Annotated in this window: 25 protein-coding genes; 13 read left to right on the forward strand and 12 right to left on the reverse strand. The window is 64.8% G+C overall.

The annotated features are described in order from the left end of the window. Window positions 1–583, forward strand: a 583-nt coding sequence (locus tag E8F20_RS16505; RefSeq protein ID WP_280284682.1) for a DUF6396 domain-containing protein, incomplete at its 5' end; no start/stop codon positions are given. Window positions 584–749: 166 nt separating this feature from the next. On the opposite strand, the gene phnX is transcribed toward E8F20_RS16505, so the two are convergent. The 3 genes from phnX to E8F20_RS16520 form a co-directional block, all read right to left on the reverse strand. Beyond that, entirely contained in the window at window positions 750–1,577 is an 828-nt protein-coding gene (phnX, locus tag E8F20_RS16510) for a phosphonoacetaldehyde hydrolase (RefSeq protein WP_280284684.1), read from the reverse strand. A 39-nt stretch (window positions 1,578–1,616) separates the two neighbouring features. Further along, entirely contained in the window at window positions 1,617–2,945 is a 1,329-nt protein-coding gene (locus E8F20_RS16515) for an MFS transporter (RefSeq protein WP_280284685.1), read from the reverse strand. Between the two features lie 286 nt (window positions 2,946–3,231). Continuing rightward, entirely contained in the window at window positions 3,232–4,401 is a 1,170-nt protein-coding gene (locus tag E8F20_RS16520) for a 2-aminoethylphosphonate--pyruvate transaminase (protein WP_280284686.1), read from the reverse strand. Window positions 4,402–4,530: 129 nt separating this feature from the next. Here E8F20_RS16520 and E8F20_RS16525 point away from each other — a divergent pair, with 129 nt between their 5' ends. The 4 genes from E8F20_RS16525 (at window position 4,531) to E8F20_RS16540 (ending at window position 7,879) form a co-directional block, all read left to right on the forward strand. After that, window positions 4,531–5,403: a LysR substrate-binding domain-containing protein gene (locus E8F20_RS16525; protein ID WP_280284687.1), complete on the forward strand. Its 873-nt coding sequence runs from the start codon at window positions 4,531–4,533 to the stop codon at window positions 5,401–5,403. Window positions 5,404–5,603: 200 nt separating this feature from the next. Continuing rightward, window positions 5,604–6,956, forward strand: a complete 1,353-nt coding sequence (gene mpl / locus E8F20_RS16530; protein WP_280284688.1) for a UDP-N-acetylmuramate:L-alanyl-gamma-D-glutamyl-meso-diaminopimelate ligase — start codon at window positions 5,604–5,606, stop codon at window positions 6,954–6,956. 10 nt (window positions 6,957–6,966) lie between these two features. Next, the gene (gene ubiX / locus E8F20_RS16535; RefSeq protein WP_028631387.1) at window positions 6,967–7,596 is read left to right on the forward strand and encodes a flavin prenyltransferase UbiX; all 630 of its coding nucleotides are present in this window, start codon (window positions 6,967–6,969) and stop codon (window positions 7,594–7,596) included. Continuing rightward, entirely contained in the window at window positions 7,589–7,879 is a 291-nt protein-coding gene (locus tag E8F20_RS16540; protein ID WP_280284689.1) for a YceK/YidQ family lipoprotein, read from the forward strand. Before ubiX ends, E8F20_RS16540 begins: the two co-directional genes overlap by 8 nt. A gap of 122 nt (window positions 7,880–8,001) precedes the next feature. Here E8F20_RS16540 and E8F20_RS16545 read toward each other — a convergent pair whose 3' ends face one another. From E8F20_RS16545 to E8F20_RS16570, 6 genes are all read right to left on the reverse strand, one after another. Then, window positions 8,002–8,469: a YbaK/EbsC family protein gene (locus E8F20_RS16545; protein WP_280284690.1), complete on the reverse strand. Its 468-nt coding sequence runs from the start codon at window positions 8,467–8,469 to the stop codon at window positions 8,002–8,004. Window positions 8,470–8,542: 73 nt separating this feature from the next. Beyond that, window positions 8,543–9,409, reverse strand: coding sequence for an MBL fold metallo-hydrolase (locus E8F20_RS16550; RefSeq protein WP_280284691.1), 867 nt, complete (start codon window positions 9,407–9,409; stop codon window positions 8,543–8,545). A 59-nt stretch (window positions 9,410–9,468) separates the two neighbouring features. Then, window positions 9,469–10,080, reverse strand: coding sequence for a class I SAM-dependent methyltransferase (locus tag E8F20_RS16555; protein WP_280284692.1), 612 nt, complete (start codon window positions 10,078–10,080; stop codon window positions 9,469–9,471). An 87-nt stretch (window positions 10,081–10,167) separates the two neighbouring features. Next, entirely contained in the window at window positions 10,168–10,809 is a 642-nt protein-coding gene (locus E8F20_RS16560) for an oxidoreductase (RefSeq protein WP_280284693.1), read from the reverse strand. Window positions 10,810–10,837: 28 nt separating this feature from the next. Then, window positions 10,838–12,565 carry a C13 family peptidase gene (locus E8F20_RS16565; protein ID WP_280284694.1) on the reverse strand — a complete coding sequence of 576 codons (1,728 nt, stop codon included), beginning with the start codon at window positions 12,563–12,565 and terminating at the stop codon, window positions 10,838–10,840. A gap of 85 nt (window positions 12,566–12,650) precedes the next feature. Further along, entirely contained in the window at window positions 12,651–13,106 is a 456-nt protein-coding gene (locus tag E8F20_RS16570) for a MaoC family dehydratase (RefSeq protein ID WP_280284695.1), read from the reverse strand. A gap of 213 nt (window positions 13,107–13,319) precedes the next feature. Here E8F20_RS16570 and E8F20_RS16575 point away from each other — a divergent pair, with 213 nt between their 5' ends. From E8F20_RS16575 to E8F20_RS16585, 3 genes are read left to right on the forward strand one after another with little or no spacing between them, the layout of a single operon-like run. Continuing rightward, entirely contained in the window at window positions 13,320–13,682 is a 363-nt protein-coding gene (locus tag E8F20_RS16575) for a CidA/LrgA family protein (RefSeq protein ID WP_028631395.1), read from the forward strand. Then, window positions 13,679–14,395, forward strand: a complete 717-nt coding sequence (locus E8F20_RS16580; RefSeq protein WP_280284697.1) for an LrgB family protein — start codon at window positions 13,679–13,681, stop codon at window positions 14,393–14,395. Before E8F20_RS16575 ends, E8F20_RS16580 begins: the two co-directional genes overlap by 4 nt. A 9-nt stretch (window positions 14,396–14,404) precedes the next feature. Then, window positions 14,405–14,995 carry an LON peptidase substrate-binding domain-containing protein gene (locus E8F20_RS16585; protein WP_028631397.1) on the forward strand — a complete coding sequence of 197 codons (591 nt, stop codon included), beginning with the start codon at window positions 14,405–14,407 and terminating at the stop codon, window positions 14,993–14,995. Between the two features lie 15 nt (window positions 14,996–15,010). On the opposite strand, the gene E8F20_RS16590 is transcribed toward E8F20_RS16585, so the two are convergent. Continuing rightward, entirely contained in the window at window positions 15,011–16,327 is a 1,317-nt protein-coding gene (locus E8F20_RS16590; RefSeq protein ID WP_280284698.1) for a bifunctional DedA family/phosphatase PAP2 family protein, read from the reverse strand. Continuing rightward, entirely contained in the window at window positions 16,324–17,034 is a 711-nt protein-coding gene (locus tag E8F20_RS16595; protein ID WP_280284699.1) for a DNA-3-methyladenine glycosylase, read from the reverse strand. Before E8F20_RS16595 ends, E8F20_RS16590 begins: the two co-directional genes overlap by 4 nt. Window positions 17,035–17,149: 115 nt before the next feature. Here E8F20_RS16595 and E8F20_RS16600 point away from each other — a divergent pair, with 115 nt between their 5' ends. After that, window positions 17,150–17,995 carry a class I SAM-dependent methyltransferase gene (locus E8F20_RS16600; RefSeq protein WP_280284700.1) on the forward strand — a complete coding sequence of 282 codons (846 nt, stop codon included), beginning with the start codon at window positions 17,150–17,152 and terminating at the stop codon, window positions 17,993–17,995. Window positions 17,996–18,002: 7 nt separating this feature from the next. Here E8F20_RS16600 and E8F20_RS16605 read toward each other — a convergent pair whose 3' ends face one another. Continuing rightward, a complete protein-coding gene (locus E8F20_RS16605) occupies window positions 18,003–19,232 on the reverse strand; it encodes an alpha/beta hydrolase (protein ID WP_280284701.1) in 1,230 nt (409 codons plus the stop codon). Window positions 19,233–19,502: 270 nt separating this feature from the next. Between E8F20_RS16605 and E8F20_RS16610 the strand changes: the two genes are divergently transcribed. Genes E8F20_RS16610 through rlmH form a run of 4 tightly spaced genes read left to right on the forward strand, consistent with a single transcriptional unit; the run spans window position 19,503 to window position 22,268 of the window. After that, window positions 19,503–20,768, forward strand: a complete 1,266-nt coding sequence (locus E8F20_RS16610) for a glutamate-5-semialdehyde dehydrogenase (RefSeq protein ID WP_280284702.1) — start codon at window positions 19,503–19,505, stop codon at window positions 20,766–20,768. Next, a complete protein-coding gene (gene nadD / locus E8F20_RS16615) occupies window positions 20,768–21,412 on the forward strand; it encodes a nicotinate-nucleotide adenylyltransferase (protein WP_280284703.1) in 645 nt (214 codons plus the stop codon). The genes E8F20_RS16610 and nadD overlap by 1 nt, the downstream gene beginning before the upstream one ends. A 22-nt stretch (window positions 21,413–21,434) precedes the next feature. Next, window positions 21,435–21,788, forward strand: a complete 354-nt coding sequence (gene rsfS / locus E8F20_RS16620; RefSeq protein WP_028631404.1) for a ribosome silencing factor — start codon at window positions 21,435–21,437, stop codon at window positions 21,786–21,788. 12 nt (window positions 21,789–21,800) lie between these two features. Continuing rightward, window positions 21,801–22,268, forward strand: a complete 468-nt coding sequence (gene rlmH / locus E8F20_RS16625; protein ID WP_274801847.1) for a 23S rRNA (pseudouridine(1915)-N(3))-methyltransferase RlmH — start codon at window positions 21,801–21,803, stop codon at window positions 22,266–22,268. The last annotated feature ends 3 nt before the right edge of the window (window positions 22,269–22,271 follow it).

Consider the following 22,271-nt stretch of genomic DNA (forward strand, 5'->3'; position numbering starts at 1 on the left):
GGTGGCCGACAAGTTGGCCCCCATAAAGTTCGCACCGGATATCGCCCGGCAGATGCGGCGCTGTGCGGCGGAACAAGGGCATGGCGATGCCGCTACAGACTTGGGTGTTGATCTCAAGTATCACAAGCATTTTCAAGAAGCACTTGAGGCGTTTCAGCTAGGAGTTGCTGCAGGGGATGAAACGTCGGCAGGTTATCTGGATGACGGCTTTCGCGGCCTCCCCCCGACAGACAACGTGAATTATCTGGGCCAGGAGAAAGACCTTGAACGTGCCGAACGCTACAAAGCAATCTGGAGCATTCTCGCGGATTACTCCTACGCCAAGCCCTCAGTACCCGAAATCAACGACATCCTGCCCTTGCCACCCGCCCAGCTGCCGCCCTGGGATGGCAAGCTCCAGTGGCTGGAGGAACGCAAGGCCAATATCCCGCCGCCCAAGCCCAGCGAAGCCCTGATTAGCCAACTGGCGCAGGCCCGGCAGCTCGACCCGGCCACCGGCCGTCCGCTGCCCAGTTCACCGAGCTTCATCGCGGTATGGTGTGGCCCATTGTGGGGGCGATTTCAATCGCCAACCGGACCGTAGGGCCGGCCTTCGTACTGGCAGAGGATGCTGCGCAGCCCTTGGCGAATGAATTCGCCTCCACAGAAAGAGAAAAGCCCGGCCCCTTTACGAAGGCCGGGCTTTTTCACGAGAGGTGCGGGCATCCTTGCCCGCCGGGGAAAGGGGCCGACGGCTGACCCCGCTTCAATCAGCTGGCCTGGGGCATCTCGCCACGGGCCAGGCGTTTGTTGATGTCGTCGATCACAGCCGGCAGGTCGGCGATGGTGTCGATCAGGTAGTGCGGACGGGAGCCTTCGAACATCTGGCCGATGCGGGCGCGTTCCTGGTCCAGCTTGTCCGCTGGCAGGGCCTTGAACTGTTCGTAGGTCAGGCCGAGGGCGTTGCCCGAGCAGGTCAGGGCCACGGTCCACATGCCGGCGCTGCGGCCTTCGAGGATGCCCGGCCAGGTGTCGTCCACCTTCACGCAGGCGGCGACGTCGTCGATGCCCAGGGCGATCACGTTGGCCAGGGCCTGGGCCGGGTGCGGGCGGCCGTTGGGCACTTCGTCGGTGGCGACCACATGGTCGGCGACGTAGCCGTTCTGGCGAGCCAGCTCCACCACCTTGATCATGACCACGGCCGGGTAGCCGGAGCAGGAGCCGATTTTCAGGCCCTTCTCGCGCAGGGTGGCGATGGCGTCGAGGGCACTGGGGATCAGTGCCGAGTGCAGGGCGATCTTCTCGATCTGCAGCGGCATGAAGCGTTCGTAGATGGCGGTGACGTCGTCGTCCGTGGGCAGGCGGCCGAAGGCGGCGCGGTAGCGCTCGCCGATCGCTGGAATGTCGCAGAGGGTGCGGATGTGGTCCCACTTGCCCATGCCCATCGGGCCGCGGGCTTCTTCCAGGGAGACGGCGACGCCGAACTCGGCGAAGGCCTCGACGAAGATCTGGGTCGGCGCGAAGGAACCGAAGTCGACGACGGTACCGGCCCAGTCGAGGATGACGGCTTTGAGTTGGGTGGGTTGCTTGTAATGCATGGTGATGACTCCAGCGGATTGCAGGTTGGCTAAGGGAATTCAGGTCTTGGCACCGGCCAGGGCCGGTTGACCGGTGGCCGGGAAGCTTTCCGGCGCTTTCAGGGTTTGCGGGCGGCTGTTCCAGAAAGGCACCAGCATCAGGCTGGCCAGCAGTGCCGCGGCGGTGAACACGACGAACACGGTGGTGGTGTCGAAGTAGCCCGGCAGCAGGCCGCCGAGAATCGCGCCGATCGAACCGCAGCCGTTGACGAAGCCCGCAGCGGTGCCGGCGGCTTCCTGGGTGCCGAAGTCGATGGCGGCGGAGCTGCTGATCATTGAGTCCGGTCCGTAGAGGGTCATGCCCATCATGAACAGCAGGCCCACCACCAGGTACAGGCTGCCGCTCTGCATGGCTGGGACGAAGAGCGCCAGGCAGACGGTGAGGGCGATCAGGCTGAACACGCAGGCTGGCATGCGGCGGGCGCCGAAGAGTTTGTCCGAGGCAATGCCGATCAGGATCGGGCCCACCAGGCCGGCCAGTTCGAAGGCCGTAGGGACGATCGCCGAGGCCACCTTGCCAATCGACGGCATGCGTTCGTAGACGATCACCGGGCCCCATAGGAGGATGGCGTAGCGCGCGGGCTTGAGCAGGAAGTAGGCGAGGCCCAGGACCAGCACGGTGCGGTTCTTCATCACCTTGCGCAGGGCATACCAGTGGCTTTTGCGAGGGCCGTTGCTGGTGGGCTCGACTTCAACCGGGGCGTGACCGACGTCTTCCGGCCGGTTGCGCTGCAGGAGGAAGAACAGCACGGCGACAACGCCGACCACCAGCGCGCTGGAGAGGAAAGCCATGCGCCAGTCGTGGAACACGTCGTAGGCCCACCAGCCGGCGAAGGGCGTGGCCACCAGGCCGCCGAAGGCGTAGCAGGTGCTCCAGTAACCCAGCACGCGGCCACGCTCCTGGGTGGCGTAGAAACTGCCGATGTTCTTGCACAGCCCCGACCAGCCGGTGGATTGGGCCAGGCCCTGGACCAGCATGCAGGTCGCGAAGATCGGCAGGGTCGCGAAGGTGCCCATCACTACAGCGGCCAGGGCCGAGACGACCAGGCCGCCGAGTACCACCACGCGGGGTCCGAAGCGGTCGGCGAAGATGCCCCAGGTGAATTGGCCCACGGCGTAGGCGGCCAGGTAGAGGGCGTCGAGGTTGGCCATGGCGGCCTTGTCGAGTTCGAAGCTTGGGTCTTCGCCAATGCCGAGCTTGGCGACGGAGAAGGCTTTGCGGGTGAAGTAGAAGGCGGCGTAAGCCAGCCAGGTGATGAGGAAGATCTGGACACGCCAGCGCTGGAGGGACTTCCAGCCGCTTTCGAAGGCACCTGCGTTGTTGTTCATGGTTCTGACCCCGTGTGGGTATGCCGGACAGTGCAAATAGGGAGGTTGTTGTTGTTTTCAGTACTGCTGGGCTGTCTTAACGCACGGCCTTGGTCAGATGGCAGCGGTCGTGGCGTCAGGCGGGTTGATGACATTCGGCGCTAACTTTGGCTCCTGCCCGGCGCTGCCGAGCGGCTGGTTTACTACAGCGATGTTTCAGAAAAAGGTCACCGCACCACAGCCCCGCTACCCGCAGCGGGAACCGTCTCAGGACGGTGGGTGACCTTGAATGGGTCTACCTGTCGACTCAGGCGACCGTTTGCTTCATGTCCACGCCCATGGCCTCAAGGGAGTCGGCGATGGCGCGCAGGAGCTGGCGCACGATGTGTTCGTCGATTTGCCCGATGCAGCCAATGCGGAAGCTCTCGGCCACGGTCAGCTTGCCCGGGTAGATGACGAAGCTGCGGGCCTTCAGTTCTTCGTAGAAGCGCTTGAACTCGAAGTTCGGGTGCTCCGGGCTGAAGAAGGTGGTGATGATCGGCGACAGCCACTGGTCTTCCAGCAGCGTCTTGAAGCCGATATCACGCATGCCGGCCACCAGTACGTCGCGGTTGCGGCTGTAGCGCGCCAGGCGCCCTGGCACGCCGCCTTCCGCGGCGTGCTGTTCCAGTGCGGCGCGGAAGGCCACCACGCTGTGGGTCGGCGGGGTGAAGCGCCACTGGCCGGTGCGCTCCATGTAGAGCCACTGCTCGTAGATATCCAGGGCGAGGGAATGGGCGCGGCCCTTGGCGGCTTCCAGCACCGAGCGACGGATGATCACGAAGCCGAAGCCGGGGATGCCCTCGATGCATTTGTTGGCGGAAGACACCAGCACGTCGAAGGCGACTTCATTCACGGTCAACGGTACCGCACCGAAGGAGCTCATGGCGTCGACGATCAGGCTCTTGCCGTGGGCCTTCACCACATCGGCGACCGCACGCAGCGGGTTGAGGATGCCGGAGCTGGTTTCACAGTGGACCAAGAAGACGTTGGTGACGTCCGGGTTGGCCTTCAGCAGGGCGTCCACTTCATCCGGTTGCGGTGGCAGGTAGTCACCCTTGTCCAGGGTGATGTAGGCGCGGCCCAGATAGTCCAGGGTCTTGGCCGCGCGCTGGCCATAGGCGCCGTTCATCAGGATCAGGCACTTGCCGTCGCGGGGGATGGCGGTGGCCAGGGCGGCTTCCACCGAGAAACTGCCGCTGCCTTGCAGGGGCACGCAGGCAAAACTGTCGTCTTGCACGCCGGCCATGGAGAGCAGTTCCTGGCGGACTTCGGCGGTCACCAGGTTGAAGGCGCCATCCCACGAGCCCCAGTCGCGCAGCATGGCTTCCTTGGTGGCTTTGGACGTGGTCAGCGGGCCGGGGGTCAGCAGGTAGGGCTCGCCGAGGGCGGGGGCTGCCAGCGGTTGGGCGTTGGTGGGGAATTCGGCTTTGGTCATGGTCGTCTCCAGCGTTGTTCTGGTGAGGGCGCGTTGCGATGGAGAGATAAAACCAATTCCTAAAAAATAAATAAAATCGATTTATAGTATTTCAAATATAAGTTGAGCTTATTTATTGAGGGCAAGCAGATGGCGGTTTCCCAGGCACAGCTCAAGGCCTTCCATGCTGTGGCCGTACACGGCAACTTCACCCGCGCGGCCGAGGCGCTCTTCCTCAGCCAGCCAGCGGTTTCCGACCAGGTGCGCAAATTGGAGGAGCGTTTCGGCATCCTGCTGTTTCACCGCAACAAGCGTTCCGTGCAGCTGACCGACTTGGGCGAGCGCCTGCTGACCATCACTCAGCGCCTGTTCGCCGCCGAGGCAGAAGCCCAGGAGCTGCTGTCCACGTCGCGGGCGTTGGAGACCGGCAGCCTGACCTTGGCGGTGGATTCGCCAGTGCACCTGCTGGGGCACATCGCGCGCTTCTGTGAGCGCTATCCGGGGATTCGCGTCAGCCTGGTCACCGGCAACAGCGACGAGTGCCTGCGTCGGCTGCAGGAGTACAAGGCGGACTTCGCCCTGCTGGGGCGGGTGGTTGAGGACGAGGGCCTGATCACCCAGGTGCTGAGCAGCGAGCCGCTGGTGGCCTTCGTCGCCCATTCCCATCCCTGGGCATCGCGCGACTCCATCCTGCTCGCCGACCTGCAGGACATGCCCATGGTGCTGCGTGAGCGCGGCTCCATGACCCGGCAAATTCTCGAGAATGAGATGCAGCGTGCCGGTATCGCCATCCGCCCGGCCATCGAGGTGGAGGGCCGCGAGGCGACGTTCGAAATGGTCGCCGCCGGCCTGGGCGTCGGTTTCGTCTCGTCGGCCGAAGTGGGGGCCAGCGCCAACGTCCATGTACTGCCGATCCGCGATTGCCTGCAGCGCATGACCGAGACGCTGGTGTGCCTACGTGAGCAGGGGTCGCGCAGGATCATCGAGACCTTTTTCGAGATGGTGAGGTCGAATCGCGGCTAATCGGTTCGCTTCTTCCTTTTAGGAGCGAACTCATTCGCCAACGACCTCGTAGCGGTCCTTGGGACATACATGACAGGCCTTTCGCCTGCTTGGCGAGTGAGTTCGCCCCGAGGCCAGCCTCCTAGGCTCCAGGGAGGGCCGCTGTGCTAACCTGCGACAAGTTTTTTCTTGGGCCGGGCGGCCCGTTTCAGAGGTCATCCATGCATATCCACATCCTCGGCATCTGCGGCACCTTCATGGGTTCGCTGGCGGTGCTGGCCAAGGAACTTGGCCACCGTGTCACTGGCTCCGACGCCAACGTCTACCCGCCCATGAGCACCCAGCTGGAGGCCCAGGGGATCGAGCTGATGCAGGGGTATGAACCCGCCCATCTGGAACCCGCTCCGGATCTGGTGGTGGTCGGCAACGCGCTGTCCCGCGGCAACCCCGCCGTGGAGTACGTGCTGAACAAGGGGCTACCCTACGTTTCCGGCCCGCAGTGGCTGGCCGACCATGTGCTGCAAGGGCGCTGGGTACTGGCTGCGGCGGGCACCCATGGCAAGACCACCACCAGCAGCATGCTGGCCTGGGTGCTGGAGCATGCCGGTATGAGTCCGGGCTTCCTGATCGGTGGTGTCCCACAGAACTTCGGCATTTCCGCGCGCCTGGGCGGCACGCCGTTCTTCGTGGTCGAAGCTGACGAATACGACAGCGCCTTCTTCGACAAACGCTCCAAATTCGTCCACTACCGCCCGCGTACCGCAATCCTGAACAACCTGGAATTCGATCACGCGGACATCTTCCCCGACCTCGCTGCCATCGAGCGGCAGTTCCATCACCTGGTGCGGACCATCCCTGGCGAGGGCCTGATCATCCATCCCACTTGCGAAACCGCGCTCAAACGCGTGCTGGACATGGGCTGCTGGACCCCGGTGCAGACCACCGGCGACGGCGGCCAGTGGCAGGCCCGTCTGCTGGCCGAGGACGGCTCGCGCTTCGAGGTACTGTTCGAAGGCCAGGTGGCCGGCACGGTGGACTGGGAGTTGACTGGCCAGCACAACGTCGCCAATGCCCTGGCTACCCTGGCCGCTGCTCGCCACGTTGGCGTGGTGCCAGAGCTGGGCGTGGCCGCGTTGAGTGCTTTCAAGAGCGTCAAGCGGCGCATGGAGAAGGTCGCCGAGGTTAAAGGCGTGACCCTCTATGACGACTTCGCTCACCACCCCACCGCCATCGCAACCACCCTCGATGGCCTGCGCAAGCGCGTCGGCGACGCTCCGGTGATTGCGGTGATCGAACCGCGCTCCAACTCCATGAAGCTCGGCGCGCACCGTGACGGCCTGCCGGAGTCGGTAAAGCTGGCTGACCAGGTGTTCTGGTACGCGCCGCCGAACCTCGGCTGGGACCTGGCCGCTACCGCCATGGCCTGCCCGGTGCCGGCGCAGGTCTGCACCTCGCTGGAGAGCATCATCGCCGAGATCAAGGCGCTGGCGCGCCCAGGCACCCAAGTGGTGATCATGAGCAACGGCGGATTCGGCGGCCTGCATGGCAAGCTGGCCAAGGCCCTGGAAGATTAAGGAACTGGCGATGACCGGACCCTCCCGCATCACCCTGGCGATGACCGGCGCTTCCGGCGCCCAGTACGGCCTGCGCCTGCTGGACTGCCTGATCCAGGAAGACCGCGAGGTGCACTTCCTGATTTCCAAGGCGGCGCAGCTGGTGATGGCCACCGAGACTGACGTCACCCTGCCGGCCAAGCCCCAGGCCATGCAGGCCTTCCTCAGCGAATACACCGGCGCGGGGCCGGGGCAGATCCGTTGTTACGGCAAGGAAGACTGGATGTCCCCGGTGGCCTCCGGCTCCGGTGCGCCCGCCGCCATGGTGGTGGTGCCGTGCTCCACCGGTACGCTGTCGGCCATCGCCACCGGTGCCTGCAACAACCTCATCGAGCGCGCGGCCGACGTGACCCTGAAGGAGCGTCGCCAACTTATCCTGGTACCACGCGAGGCGCCGTACTCCAGCATCCATCTGGAGAACATGCTCAAGCTGTCCAATCTCGGCGCGGTGATCGTGCCGGCCTCGCCGGGCTTCTATCACCAGCCGCAGACCATCGATGATCTGGTGGACTTCGTGGTGGCGCGCATTCTCAATCTGCTGGATATCCCGCAGGACATGCTGCCGCGCTGGGGTGAGCACCATCAGGGCGTCGATGACTAAGCGCCTCGCTTCGACCTTGCTGGCATTGGTGCTGTTGCAGGGCTGTGCCAGCGTCGGCACTCTCAACGCCGCCAAACCGGGGGCGCCGATCATTTATTCGGGCACCCGCCTGGACTGGTATTCGCTCCATGGCGGTTGCTGCCCCATGGATCGATTCGGCGCCTTGCCGCCGAAGTATCCCGCCCTCGACCTCCCCGCCAGCGCTTTGCTGGACACGCTGCTGCTGCCCTTCGCGGTAGCGGCGGAACTGGGCGTGACGCTTGGCGTTACTGGTGGGTATTGAACCTGTAGGGGCGAGTTCATTCGCCAACCGGGGCGTAGGCTCGGCCCTTGGGTTTGCAGGGGGATGCTGCGCATCCCTTGGCCAATGAATTCGCCCCCACAAGAGCGGCGGTGGCTCGTGATTCAGCTCGGCTCCTGGCAGACATCCACCCATTGGGCTTCCACCAGTTCGGCCATGTAAGCCGGGGCGATACGTACCGCGCTGTGCAAGGCGCCAGCGGCTGGCACCACTTCATCGAAAGCCTGCAGGGAGCGGTCGCAATAGACTGCCAACGGGGTGGCGAGGCCGAACGGGCAGACGCCGCCAACCGGGTGGCTGGTACGCGCTTCTACCGTTTCAGCGTCGAGCATCTTGGCCTTGGCGCCGAAGGTTTCCTTGAACTTGCGGTTATCGATGCGCGCGTCGCCGCGGGCCACCACCAGTACGGTGTCTTCTCCGACTTGGAAAACCAGGGTCTTGGCGATGCGGCCGGGCTCTACACCATGGGCTTCGGCCGCCAGGGCTACGGTGGCAGTGCTGGTCTGCAGTTCGATGATGTCGATTTCCGGCGCCTTTGCGGCGAAGAAGGCGCGGACCGATTCAAGACTCATGGACGATCCCTCTGAATAAAGACCGAATCCTTGTCGACCGCCGGCCCGGCGTAAACCGGGCCTGCAGGTCGCTTCAGGCGGCGAGGCCGCGAACCTTGGCGAGGCTGTCGGCCAGGCTGTAGCGGCCTTTGGCATCACGCACCACGCGGCCCATGGCGATGGCCGGGTCGTGGGTGAAGACCAGACGGCCGTTGCGCATGAGCAGGTCGGCCAGCAGGGCTTCCTTCTCTTCGATCAGGCCTTCGGGGAAGCGGTCATAGCCCATGGTGATGGGCAGGTGTACCCAGGGCGCGCCAGGAATCAGGTCGCCGCTGAACAGCACCGGGCCGTCGGGCATATCGACTTCCGGCAGAAGCTGGCCGGGGGTGTGGCCGTCGCTCCAGTGGAAGCGCCAGCCGGAACCGAGGGTGTCGCTGCTGCCGCTTTCCTCGATCAGCTCCAGGCGACCGCTGCTTTCCAGCAGCTCGAGCAATTCCGGGATGTAGGAGGCGCGGTCACGGGCGTGGGGCTTGCAGGCCCGTTCCCACTGACGGCGACCAGTAACGAAGCGCGCCTTGCGGAATAGCAGGCGCGCGGGCTGGCCCTCTTCCCAGGGGGCGAGCAGGCCGCCGGCGTGGTCGAAGTGCAGGTGGGTGAGCAGGACGACGTCGATGTCAGCGTCGGTGAGACCTACCTCGGCCAGGCTGTCGAGCAGCACATGGCGCGCTTCCTGGACGCCGAAGCGCTGCTTCAGCTCAGGGGAGAAGAAGGCGCCGATGCCGGTTTCGACCAGGATGTTGCGGCCGTTGTCCTGGACCAGCAGGGCGCGACAGCCGAGGTCGATGCGGTGCTCGGCGTCCGGGGTCATCCAGCGCTCCCAGAGCGCGCGAGGGGCATTGCCGAACATGGCGCCGCCGTCGAGTTTCTGGCTGTTGCCGAGCAGGGTGGTGAGGGTACGCATGAGTGAGGTTCGCAATCGCTAGCAAGGGGGCAAGGCTAACCTGAACGTTGGGGCGGTGGTCAATCCGCCCATCCGCGATGGACGAAGGTCATGGCGCGTGGACCGGGCAGGTAGCTGCTGTGCAGTTCGCCGATTTTGAAACCACCGGCTTCGATCAGGCGAGGAATGTCGCGGTCAAGGTGACAGCCGCCAGCCAACGGCTTCCACAGCGGGGTGAGCCGGTGCTGCCAGCGAACCACGGAAAGATCCGGCGCCAGCCCATGTTCGGCGAAATGCAGGCGCCCACCGGGTTTGAGCACGCGGCGCATTTCGCCCAGCGCGGCCAGGGCATCGGGAATCGTGCAGAGGGTAAAGGTGCAGACGATGCTGTCGAAGCTGGCGTCGGCGGCCTGGATCTCTCCGAGTTCCAGGGCGATGGTGTCCACCGGGATGGCGATGGCCTCAGCACGCCGACGTGCCAGGGCCTGCATCTGTGCGGCAGGGTCGACGCCGGTCACCCGGCTGACGCGGGCCGGGTCGTAGAAGGCGAGGTTCAGGCCGGTACCGATGCCGATTTCCAGTACCTGCCCTTCGGCACAAGGCACCACCAGGGAACGGGTCTTCATGACGTGTCCCATTCCGCAGGCGAAGTCGATCAGGCGTGGCAAGACGTAGCGATCATAGAGGCCCATGCTGGTTCTCGACGGTGAGTGATCTCGCTCACCTTAGCAGCGGACTTCACACGGGGCGCGGGGATTTCGGCCAATGACTGGTCGCCGTCAACGACCGAGGCGGCGCAACTCATCCGACTCGATGATGCGTACGCCGTCTTCTTCTTCGAGCGCCAGACGCCAGAGCGCACGGGCCAGCGTGCAGACGCCGATACCCCGGTATTTTCCCGGCAGCCATCGCATGAAGGCCGAGGCCAGGCGTTCGCCGAGGCGGAACTCGCTGCGCGGCCCCATCAGCAGTGAGGGGCGGGCGATGGTCAGCTGCGGCCAGTCCATGGCTTTGAGGGCTTCTTCCATCTCACCCTTGACCTTGTTGTAGAAGATTGAGGATGTGCGATTGGCGCCTACCGCGCTGATTACGATGAAGTGCCGTGCGCCCAGCTCACGGGCGCGCCGGGCGACGGCCAGGACCAGCTCCAGGTCCACCGCGCGAAACGCTTCCTGGGAGCCGGCCTGGCGAATGGTACTGCCCAGGCAGCAGAAGGCGACGTCAACCCGGTCGTGCAGCTGCGGCAGCAGTTCGGCAAGCGGACCGACAGGGTTTTTCAGGTGCGGGTGCTCGGCCAGTGGGCGACGGGTCGGCGCCAGGACTCGGGCGACCGTGGGTTCGTTGAGTAGCCGGTCAAGCAGGTGCTCGCCGGTCAGACCAGTGGCGCCGGCGAGCAGTATGTGCTGGGGCGTCAGATACATGTTGTTTCTCCGCTGATACACGCTGAGCTTAGTGGCTACGCGCAGTTTTGTCGGGGTTCGCGGCGCTCTGGGCTGTCAGGGCCTGCTCTGCCTGATGCTCGCGCAATGCGCGCCAGCGGGCAGTGACGGCCTTGGGAGCCCAAATCTGAGGTTCGGAGGCTTCGAAGTCGTCGGCCTTCTCGCGCGCGGCGACTTTCTCCTTGGCGATTCCGAATGCACGCTCCAGATCGTCCGTCTCGCTGAAGGCGTCGGCGAACAGGGCGCGCCCGAAGTAGGTGAAGTCGCTCTCTTCGGAGCAGCCAAAGGACACGCGGTCAGAGCGGGCCGCCGTCATGATCAGCGTCTTCTCGTCCTTCAATGGTGGAATGAAGCCGCCGGAGTAGCAGGCGGAGATCACCAGCACCTTGTACCTGCCCTTGAGAGGAGCAAGCAGGTCGGCAAGTTCCTGCGCCGGTAGGTGACCGAGCTGGAGGCCGGGTTGCTCCAACACCAGTTCGTGGGTCGGTGAACCGTGGCTGGTCAGGTAGATGAAGACGAGGTCTTCCGGGCCACTTCGCTTGGCGACGGCCTGGATCGAGCGGGACAAGCTTTCGCGGGTGGCCAGCGGTCGGTCGGCCATGTGTTCGCGGTGGTTGACCAGGTTGATCTGGCCGTGGGCGCCGAAGCGTTCGGCCAGGAGTTTGGAGACGTAGTCCACTTCACGCAGGAACACGCTCTGACGGCCATCGCCGGCGAGCGTGATGGTATAGAGCTCCACCTCAGGCGTGGAGGCCGGCACCGCGTCGATCGCCTGATCGAGCAAGCGGCCCTGGGCCAGCAAGCCGATTTCCAGGGGATCGGGCAGAGCCTTGCCCTGTTCGTCGCGGATGCGAGTGCCATCCTGCCAGATGCCGGTTTCAAGCTTGCCATCCGATTGAGTCAGGCTGCCGGTGCCGCTGTAGAGCCCGTCGTTGAAATGGCCGTGGTAGCGGCTGCCGTCGGCCAGCGAAAGCGTGCCCTCGCCCTGGTAGCGCCAGTGCCGGAAGTGGCCCTGGTAATGGCTGCCATCGGCACCGGTGAACTCGCCCTGGTCAATCAGGTTGCCTTCCTTGAAGGTACCGCTCCAGACATCGCCATCAGCGCTGGTGAAACGTCCCTTGCCGTCGAACAGGCTGTTCTTGAATTCGCCGATGTAGTGGGAGCCGTCTTCGCCCTGGTAGGCGCCCTGTCCTTGCAGTTGGCCCTTCTTGAAGCGTCCGCTGAAGCGGTTGCCAGCCTCGTCGGTACGAACGCCTTCGCCGTCCGGCTGGCCGGCGCGGAACAGGCCCTGGTAGTTGCTGCCGTCTGGCCACTCAAGGCTGCCGAAGCCTTGGTACTTGTCGTTGCGGAACTGGCCGCGATAGATCACGTCACCCTGACGCAGGGTGCCTTCGCCATCGAACTGGTTGCGAGCGAAACCGCCTTCGTAGGTGCTGCCATTGCCGTAGCCGAGGCGCCCCTGGCCGTGAAACAGGCCGGCTTTGAATTCGCCGGTATAGACCAGGCCGTTGGGACCGTGCCACTCGCCCCGGCCTTCCGGCTGACCGTCCTTGAACTGACCTTCGAACCAGGTGCCGTTGCTGTAGTCCAGGCGCCCAGGCCCCTGCAACAGACCGTTGACCAGTTCGCCGCGATAACGGGAACCGTCCGGCAGGCGGGCGTCCGGCGGGGTCAGGGGTTCTCCCTCTCCGCAGGCCGCGAGCAGCAGGGCGAGGGTAAGGGGCAGAAGCGGTTTCATTGGGTGTCCTTGTCCAAACATCTGCCTTTCAGTGTGGCGCAAAAAAGCCCGCGATCGCGGGCTTTTTTACCGTTGGTCGTCTGGCTCAGACGAAGCAGAGGCTCAGGGATTCGGCGATGTAGGCAGGCTTCTGCTGGCCTTCGATTTCGAGGGTGCAGAGGGCCTTGATCAGCCACTGGCCGGGGTTCTTTTCGGTGACGTCGATGACCTTCACGGCCAGTCGCACGCGGGAGTCCACCTTCACCGGCTGGATAAAGCGCACAGTGTCCAGGCCGTAGTTGACCACCATCTTCACGCCTTCGGGCAGGACCAGCAGGCCGTCGATCAACTTGGGAATCAGCGACAGGCTGAGGAAGCCGTGGGCGATGGTGGAGCCGAAGGGCGTCTGCTTGGCGCGCTCCGGGTCGACGTGGATGAACTGGTGGTCTTCGGTGCACTCGGCGAACTGGTTGATGCGGTTCTGGTCGATGGTCACCCAGTCCGAGTGGCCCAGTTCCTTGCCAACGTAGTTCTTCAGTTCTGCTACTGGTACGAACGCCATGCGTCATCCTCCGTGGATGCAGTGTTGTAATTCTTCTAATCCGGGGGCTTTGCCCCTCCCTTGCGTGCAGGGCGTAGATCAGCATGTCGGGCGGGCCCGGTCAAGACGGCATGCCCCCTGCGAATGGCGGGTTATAGCGTGAGGGCAGGCAAGCCTATAATGCCCCGTCCCGGCCGAAGCCCGCCCGGCCGGACCTGACCCATGGAGATTTTCATGCTGTTGCGCGGACTGACCTTGCTGGTGCTGTTCCAGCTGATCGGTAGCGGGCTCAATGCCCTGTTCCTGTCCATGCTGCCCGGACCCATCATCGGCCTGGTGCTGCTCTTTCTCTATTTGCTGGTGCGTGGCGAGGTGAGCGAGCCTCTGAGCCTGGCCGCCAGCAGTCTGTTGCGTTACCTGCCGCTGCTGCTGGTGCCGCCGGCGGTGGGCGTGATGGTTTATGCCCAGGCCATCTGGGCGGACTTCTGGGCCATAGCCGGCGCTCTGGTGCTGTCGCTGCTGGCGGCGTTCCTCTTCTGCGGCTGGTTGATGCAGAAGCTGATCGATCGCCAGGTACGCCGCCGGGAGGACGCATGAACCTCGACTGGCAAGCCGCGGTGCAGGCGGTGGTGCACCATCCGTTGTTCGGTTTCGGCATGACCCTGGCGGCGTACCAACTGGCCCTGGCCGCCTACGAGAAGACCCGCTGGGTGTTCCTGCAGCCGGTGCTGCTGTCCATGTTGCTGCTGATCGGCGTGCTGCTGGCCTTCGGTATCAGCTATCAGGAGTACCGTGAGAGCACCCAGTTGCTGACGGTCTTCCTCGGCCCGGCCACCGTGGCGTTGGCGGTGCCGCTATTTCTCAACCTGCGACGGATCCGCCAGCTGTTCTGGCCAACCCTGCTGACGCTGGTGTTCGGCGGGCTCTTCGCTACGCTGTCGGTAGCTGCGCTGGGCTGGTGGTTTGGCACCGAGCGCATGGTGCTGATGACGCTGTTGCCGAAGTCGGTGACTTCGCCCATCGCGATGCTGGTGGCTGAGCAGCTCGGCGGGGTAGCGGCCCTGGCGGCGGTGTTCGTGCTGATCACCGGCGTGCTGGGCGCGATCCTTGGCCCGGAGCTGCTGCGCCGCTGTGGCGTGCGTCATCCCGCCGCCCAGGGCATGGCGCTGGGGCTCACGGCCCATGCCGTGGGTACTGCGCGGGCATTGCAGGAAGGCGAGGAGTGCGGTGCTTTCGCCGCCCTGGCAATGAGCCTGATGGGCGTTGCCACCGCAGTACTGCTGCCGCTCGCCGTTGCCATGATTGCTTGAGGTCGATGCATGAAGTTGCCGTTGTTTCCGCTCAACACTGTGCTGTTTCCGGGCTGTGCGCTTGACCTGCAGATATTCGAAGCGCGCTACCTGGACATGATCGGGCGCTGCATGAAGCAGGGCGAGGGCTTCGGCGTGGTCTGCATTCTCGAAGGCCAGGAAGTCGGCGAGGCGGCCAGCCGCTTCGCCGCCATCGGTTGCGAAGCGTTGATCCGCGACTGGCAGCAGCGCCCCAACGGTTTGCTGGGTATCCGCGTAGAGGGCGGACGGCGTTTCCACGTTGGCAAGGCGGAGGTGCTACGCGACCAGTTGACCCTCGCCGAGGTGGAGTGGCTGGATGATGAGCCCGAGCGGCCGCTGCGTCCGGAGCATGCTGACCTGGCGGCGTTGCTCAATGCCCTGGCCGAGCATCCCATGGTCCAGGGGCTGGGCATGGGAGGCGTGGTGGAGGGGCAGCAGGCGTTGGCTAACCAGCTGTCGTACCTGTTGCCGTTCCACATCAAGGAGAAACTGCACCTGCTGACCCTGGCTGATCCCGTTGAGCGCCTTGACTTCCTCCAGGGCTTGCTGGATCAGTTGCAGGGGGAGTCCATCGCTTAAGCGCTTGCCTGTCCCTCAATAGCTGTAGCGCGCCAGCGCATCCGGCAGGGCCCAGGTCGCGATGCCGCCCAGCAGGGCCAGGCAGGCCGGAAGGATGAGCACCCATACCCGTGGGGTCATGGCCGTCAGGGGCGCCGCGCGTTGCATCAGCGCCAGCCCGGCGGCCGCGATCCCGCCTGCCAGCAGGCCGCCGGCGAGGATGTCCGTAGGCCAGTGCACGCCGAGATAGACCCGAGACAGGGCGATGGCCAAGGCCGGCAGGCTGGCCAGCAGCAGCCAGGTCAGGCGTAGTCTCCCGGGCTGGCCGCGGCCAGCGAGAATGCCCAGCACCAGGAAGAAGGCGAAGGCCGCTGAGCTGTGCCCGCTGGGGAAGCTGAAAGTGTTCAGCGGCTCGGCGAGAACCTCGGGCCGTGCCCGCGCGAAGAGATGTTTGAGCCCGGTGTTGGCCAGTGCCGTGGTCACCAGGGTGCCGATGGCGAAGCAGGCCGGGCGCCATTGACGCAGTACCAGCAGCAAAATCGCGAGCAAGGCGCCGGCAAGGAGCTGGGTCTTGAAGTCGCCCAGGCGGGTGACCAGCACCATCAGTTGGTCCAGGCTGGTGTGACGCTGTTCCTGGACCAGAGACATCAGCCCCTGATCCAGCGCTTGCAGATGCGGCCAGCCGATCAGCAGGGCGCCCAGGGCCAGCAGGCAGAGCCCTGCCGCCAGTGGGTTGGCCGAGCGTTTCTCGAGCAGGGTGCTATGAGCGATCAGCCCGAGAATGGCCAATACCACGACAATCACCACCCCTGCTTCGCCCCAGAAACCCTCCGGCAGCGGCAGGCGCAGGGCCGCACCCGTGGCCCAGCCGGGCACGAGGTAGGCCACCGCCCAGCCGGCGGCGGCCAGCATGCTGACGACAATGAAGCGCGGGAAGGGCATGTCGAGCATGCCGGCCACCATAGGCAACATGGGCCGCAACGGGCCAATGTAACGGCCCACCAGCAGGCTGGCGACGCCATATCGCTGAAAGTAGTTCTCCGCGCCGCTGATCCACTCCGGGTGGTTGCGCAGCAGCGGTAGCCCGCGGATGTTCTGGTGGAAACGCCGGCCCAGGCCGTAGGAAATCAGGTCGCCCAGCAGGCCGCCGGTGTAGGCCAGGAGCAGCGTTTCCCAGAGTTCCAGGGCGCCGCTGCCGGCCATCACGCCGACGGCGAACAGCAGGGCGACGCCGGGCACCACAATGCCGGCAATGGCCAGGCACTCGATGCAGGCGATCAGGAAGATCGCCAGGCCCAGCCATTCCGGGTTGGCGCCTAGCCAGGTGGTGACTTGGTCTAACCATTGACTCATGGGTGATTGTCCTCGATCAGCAGGTAGTCGCATCCTTCGACCTGTCCGCGGCGCAGTGGGTTGCGCGAGCAATGGCGGGCGTAGGTCGCATCGACGAAGCGGTAGGGCAGGTGTTCGTCGCGGCCGTGGGGAATGCCCAGGCGCGCGGTCTGGATGATGCGGGAGGGGCGCTCGCCGACGTCTTCGACGAACAGGCGTTGCCAGTCGAAGCGCTGGCCGTCCCAGTCCGGTACCTTCAGACCGAGGGCCTTGCACAGCAGCGTCTGGCCGGCACAGAGGCGTTCGGTCGCGCGCGCCTGGCCTTGGGCGTCGGGGTTATTGCGTTGCATGGCCGCCAGGGCGTCGGCGGGGGAAATGGCGTCGACCCAGGGGTGGCCGGACTTGATCAGAACCGCGTTACCGGCGCCATGGGCGCTGAAGTTCAGTGAATCGCCGCCACGGGCGTAATACATATAGATGTGCCCGCCGTCGAGGAACAGTGCGCGGCGCTTGTTGGTGTAGCCGAGGGATGCGTGGCTGCCCTTGTCCACCAGATAGTAGGCCTCGGTTTCGATGATGCGTGCCGATAACCAGCGCCCGTCGATCCGGTGACGGATGACTTTGCCCAGCAGTTCCTGCGCGACTTGCTGGGCATCGCGGTCGAAGAAGGCGTCGGGCAGCGGACGGGCGCCGGGCCAGGGCAAACTTAGGATGGGATCGCGGGACATGGGGCTGTCGCAGGGTCACGGGTCGGAATAGGCTCGCGATTATACGGAAGCATGCTGAGCCGAAGCTGAACACCGGCATCGGAATCGTCACGCAAAATAACAAGAGCCCGTTGCCATGTCCCGAGCTGCCCGTCTTGACAGTGCCCACATCACCCCCAGTGCGCACTACACCGGTTACGTGTGGTATCGCCACCGCCTGGCCGAAGAGCCTTTCGTCACTCCATTTGGGCGATTTGCCCATGGCGTGCTGACGCCCATCAGTTGGGGGGCGCGGGTGGCGTTCGGGCTGGATGTCGAGCGTTTCCTCCTGCAGCGTCATCTGCTGATCGATGCCTTGTTGCGCGAGGCCATCGAGCAGCATGGCGTGCGCCAGGTGGTGGAGATTGCCTGCGGCCTGTCTCCCCGGGGGCGGCGTTTTTGCTCCCGCTACCCGGATCTGCGTTACCTGGAGGCCGACCTGCCGCCCATGGCCGCCCGCAAGCGCCTGCTGTTGCACGAGGAAGGCTGGCTGGATTCACGGCATCAGGTGCGCCCTGTGGATATCCTCGCCGAACAGGATGCAAACGACCTGCAGGCACTGTTCTCAGGGCTGAATCGTGACGAGCCGGTGCTGGTCATCACCGAAGGGCTGGTGAACTATTTCGAACTGCCGGTGATAGAGGCCTTCTGGAGCCGGCTGGCAACGCAGTTGCGCCAGTTCCCATCGGCCACTTACCTCACTGACCTCTATCCCGACCTGCGCGAGCATCCGCGTTACCGTCAGTTGCGTTGGGGCATCGATCTCGTCGGCCGGCTGACCCGGGGTCGTTACTACCTGCACTACCGGGGAGACGCCGCCATAGTCGAAGGGTTCGAAGGCTGTGGTTTCGGCAAGGTGTGTGTGCATGACCCGAAGGCGCTGGAGTCTGCCCCGCTGGATGCCTGGCCGGCGCTGGTGCGGGTGGTGGAGGCTCGTACCTGAAGCCTCCTCAGGCATAGGCCACTGCCCGTGGTTCCGTCTGGACCACCTGGGATGCCAGCGCGTCGCTGGCCCCCGCGTCGGTGTGGGGAAAGACCAGGGCCAGACTATCGCCTTCATGGCGTAACGGAAGTGCATCCAGCGCTGGCAGGTCGCCGGCTTGCAAACGCCAGCCCCGATTCGGTAGATCGGTCGGCAGTTCGCCGCGCACCAGCCCGCCAAAGAAGCCCAGTTCGCTGACCTCCACATGGAACTCGCCAGCCTCGGCATGCAGCAGTCGGCCGCGCCGGTTCAGTGGCGCTACGCGCGCCTCCTGGCGTCGTTCCAGATGGTCCAGGCGGTTGCGTGCCAGGCGGGTCGCACCGGGGCTGGCCAGCGGTAAGGCGACGCCCTGGAGAAAGGGGCGATAGAAGCTGGCGCAGGCTTCGCGTTGTTCGAACTGGGCCAGGTGATCGCCGTTGTGGATAAGGGCGCAGTCGGCATCGGCGCAGGCGGCGGCAAATCCAGCATGTTCCCAGGGTTGGGTGAAATGATCGTATTCGCCGGCCAGGACCAGGGTAGGGCAGGTCGGGTGGTGGTCGAAACCGGAAAAGTCCAGTAGACGGCGGCTGTTCTGCCGGTAGCGTTCGAGTTCCTGCGGAGAAAGGCGCTGCATCTGCCGCAAAAGAGCCTTTCGGAACACCAGCGAGATGCCGGTTTCCTCCAGGCGCAACGGGTTGATCAAACCGGTCAGTGCGCCTTGGGCGAAGTGCAGTACCTGGCCCTCGGACAGCAGCTCCAGGCCTTCTTCCAGCATGCGCCGGGCGCCAGGACGACCGAATGCGGTGATTCCGGCCAGCAACAGGCGCGCACAGCGTTGCGGATGGCGCACCGCGAACAATGCCGCCAGGGCCGAGCCGTAGGACAAGCCGATGGGCATCAGCGGCGGCAGTTGGAGCTCTTCGGCAAAGGCGGCGATCAGGTCGGCCAACTGTTCCAGGGAAAGCTCCGGTGCGAGTTGCAGATTGCCGCCCTGGCTCGGAAGGTCGAGGAGGATCACCGGGTGGCGTGGCAGAAGCTCCTGCACCTCGGCACTGAAGGAGCGGAAGCTCTGGAAGGCGCCGCCGAGCATCAATAGGGGCTCGCGCTTGTCCATGGCGTGCTGCGAAAAGGCCTGATAGTGCAGGGTCCAGGGGCCGATCTGGATAGTGCGGGGCGCGTCGGCCAGCTGTTGGGCGGCGAAGTCGGTCTGGTAACGCATGGCGGATTCTCCGGCGCCGGGGCGCTTCTTGTTCTTCTGCGACGACTGCAATTGGAAGGTAAACAGCGGAGACACTTTTGTTTACCCAACCTTCGGGCGGGCGTGTTTTCCGGGTGTCACCGTCCCAGCCGCGGCCCGCCTGGGCCGCGAACTGCACCGTTACCGGTGAGGCCCGTGGAATGACCTGTCTACCATCCGCCCGGCGCCGCTGGGCGCGGGCGAGCGCGACCGCTATAATCAGCCGCTTTCCTTTCGCCAGAACCCGAGACCATGACCGAGTCCGTTCTCGATTACATGACCCGCCTTGGCCGCGCCGCCCGCGCCGCCTCGCGTGTGGCCGCCCGCGCCAGCACCGCGCAGAAGAACCGCGCCCTGCTGGCTGCCGCCGATGCCCTGGATGCAGCTCGTGCCGAGCTGACCGCCGCCAATGAGCAGGACTTGGCCAATGGCCGGGCCAATGGCCTTGAGCCAGCCATGCTCGATCGCCTAGCACTGACCCCGGCACGCATCGACGACATGATCGAGGGCCTGCGTCAGGTCGCCACCCTGCCGGACCCCATTGGCGAGATCCGTGACATGCGCTATCTGCCGTCCGGTATCCAGGTGGGCAAGATGCGCGTGCCGCTGGGTGTGATCGGGATCATCTACGAGTCGCGGCCGAACGTGACGATCGATGCCGCCAGCCTTTGCCTGAAGTCCGGCAACGCCACCATCCTGCGCGGCGGTTCCGAGGCCATTCATTCCAACCAGGCAATCGCCATCTGCATCCAGAAGGGCCTGGCCGAAGCCGGCCTGCCGAGCGAGCTGGTACAAGTGGTGGAAACCACCGACCGTGCCGCCGTTGGCGCGCTGATCAGCATGCCGGAATACGTGGACGTGATCGTTCCGCGCGGTGGCAAAGGTCTGATCGAACGCATCAGCCGCGAGGCCAAGGTGCCGGTGATCAAGCATCTGGACGGCATCTGCCACGTTTACATCGATATCGCCGCCGATCTCGACAAGGCCATTCGCGTGGCCGACAACGCCAAGACCCAGCGTTACGCGCCGTGCAACACCATGGAAACCCTGCTGGTGCATGCCGGCATCGCCGCGCGCGTGCTGCCGCCGCTGGCCGCCATCTACCGCGACAAGGGCGTGGAACTGCGCGGCGACGCCGCCACCTGTGCGCTGCTGGGCAAGGATGTGCTGGAAGCGACCGAGGAAGACTGGCGCACCGAGTACAACGCGCCGATCCTCTCGATCCGCATCGTCGACGGCCTGGACCAGGCCATCGAGCACATCAACACCTACGGCTCGCAACATACCGACGCGATCATCACCGAGAACTTCAGTGATGCCCGGCGCTTCCTCACCGAGGTGGATTCCGCTTCGGTGATGGTCAACGCCTCGACCCGCTTTGCCGATGGTTTCGAGTACGGCCTGGGCGCTGAGATCGGCATTTCCACCGATAAGCTGCACGCCCGTGGCCCGGTCGGTCTGGAAGGTCTGACCAGCGAGAAGTATGTGGTCTTCGGCGACGGTCACGTACGCACCTGATGGGCAAGCGCATCGGCCTCTTCGGCGGCACCTTCGATCCCGTGCATATCGGCCACCTGCGGAGTGCCGTTGAAGTGGCCGAGCAATTCGGTTTCGACGAGTTGCGCCTGATTCCCAGTGCGCGCCCGCCGCACCGGGAAACCCCCCGGGTGTCGGCATCCCAGCGCCTGGAGATGGTGCAGCTTGCAGTGGCAGGTGTTGTGCCGTTGGCGGTGGATGATCGCGAGCTCAAGCGCGAGCGGCCGTCCTGGACCATCGAAACGCTGGAGTCCCTGCGCACCGAGCTGGATGCCGAAGATCAATTGTTCCTGCTGGTCGGCTGGGACGCGTTCTGCGGCCTGCCGAGCTGGCACCGCTGGGACGAGCTGCTGGACCATTGCCACATCCTGGTCCTGCAGCGTCCGGATGCCGACAGTGAGGCGCCGGAAACCCTGCGTGACCTGTTGGCCGCACGCAGCACGGTCGATCCTCATTCCCTGCAGGGGCCTGCCGGGCAGATCGCCTTTGTCTGGCAGACGCCCCTGGCGATTTCCGCCACCCAGATTCGCCAATTGCTGGGGGAGGGGCGGTCGGTGCGCTTTCTCGTGCCCGACGCCGTATTGGCCTATATCCATGCGCACGACTTGTACCGTGCGTCGAACTGATTCACTGAGGTAGTTGAACCCGATGCAAAACGAAGAACTCGTCAAGGTCGCCATTGCGGCCCTGGAAGACCTGAAAGGTCAGGAAATCACCACTATCGACGTGCGTGGCAAGACCAGCATCACCGACTTCATGGTGATCGCCAGCGGTACCTCTGGCCGCCATGTCAAATCCCTGGCCGAAAACGTGCTGGAGAAGGTCAAGGAGCAAGGCGTCCGCGCGCTGGGCAGCGAAGGCCTGGACGGCGGCGAGTGGGCCCTGCTGGACCTGGGCGACGTGGTGGTGCATGTGATGCAGGTTGCCACCCGCCAGTTCTACGATCTGGAGCGCCTGTGGCAGGGGGCCGAGCAGAGCCGCGCCCACCACAGCCACGAGTAAGCGGGGCATCCCTTGCGTCTACGTCTGATTGCTGTTGGTACGCGGATGCCGCGCTGGGTGGAAGAGGGGTGGCAGGAGTACGTCAAGCGCCTGCCGTCCGAGCTCAGCCTGGAACTGGTGGAAATTCCCCTGACCACGCGCGGCAAGAATGCCGACGTGGCGCGGATGATCCGCCAGGAGGGCGAGGCGATGCTGGCCAAAGTGCAGCCAGGGGAACGCATTGTCACCCTGGAAGTCGAAGGTCGACCCTGGAGCACCGAGCAACTGGCGGTTGAACTGGACCGCTGGCGCCTGGACTCGCGCACTGTCAACCTGATGGTCGGCGGCCCTGAAGGGCTGGCGCCGGAGGTCTGCGCCCGTAGCGAGCAGCGCTGGTCGCTGTCGCCGCTGACATTGCCGCATCCGCTGGTCCGTATTCTTGTCGGCGAACAGATCTACCGTGCCTGGACTGTGCTGTCCGGCCACCCCTATCACAAGTAAACC

This window comes from Pseudomonas sp. BN415 (genome assembly GCF_029871195.1).
Classification (GTDB): Bacteria; Pseudomonadota; Gammaproteobacteria; order Pseudomonadales; family Pseudomonadaceae; genus Metapseudomonas; species Metapseudomonas resinovorans.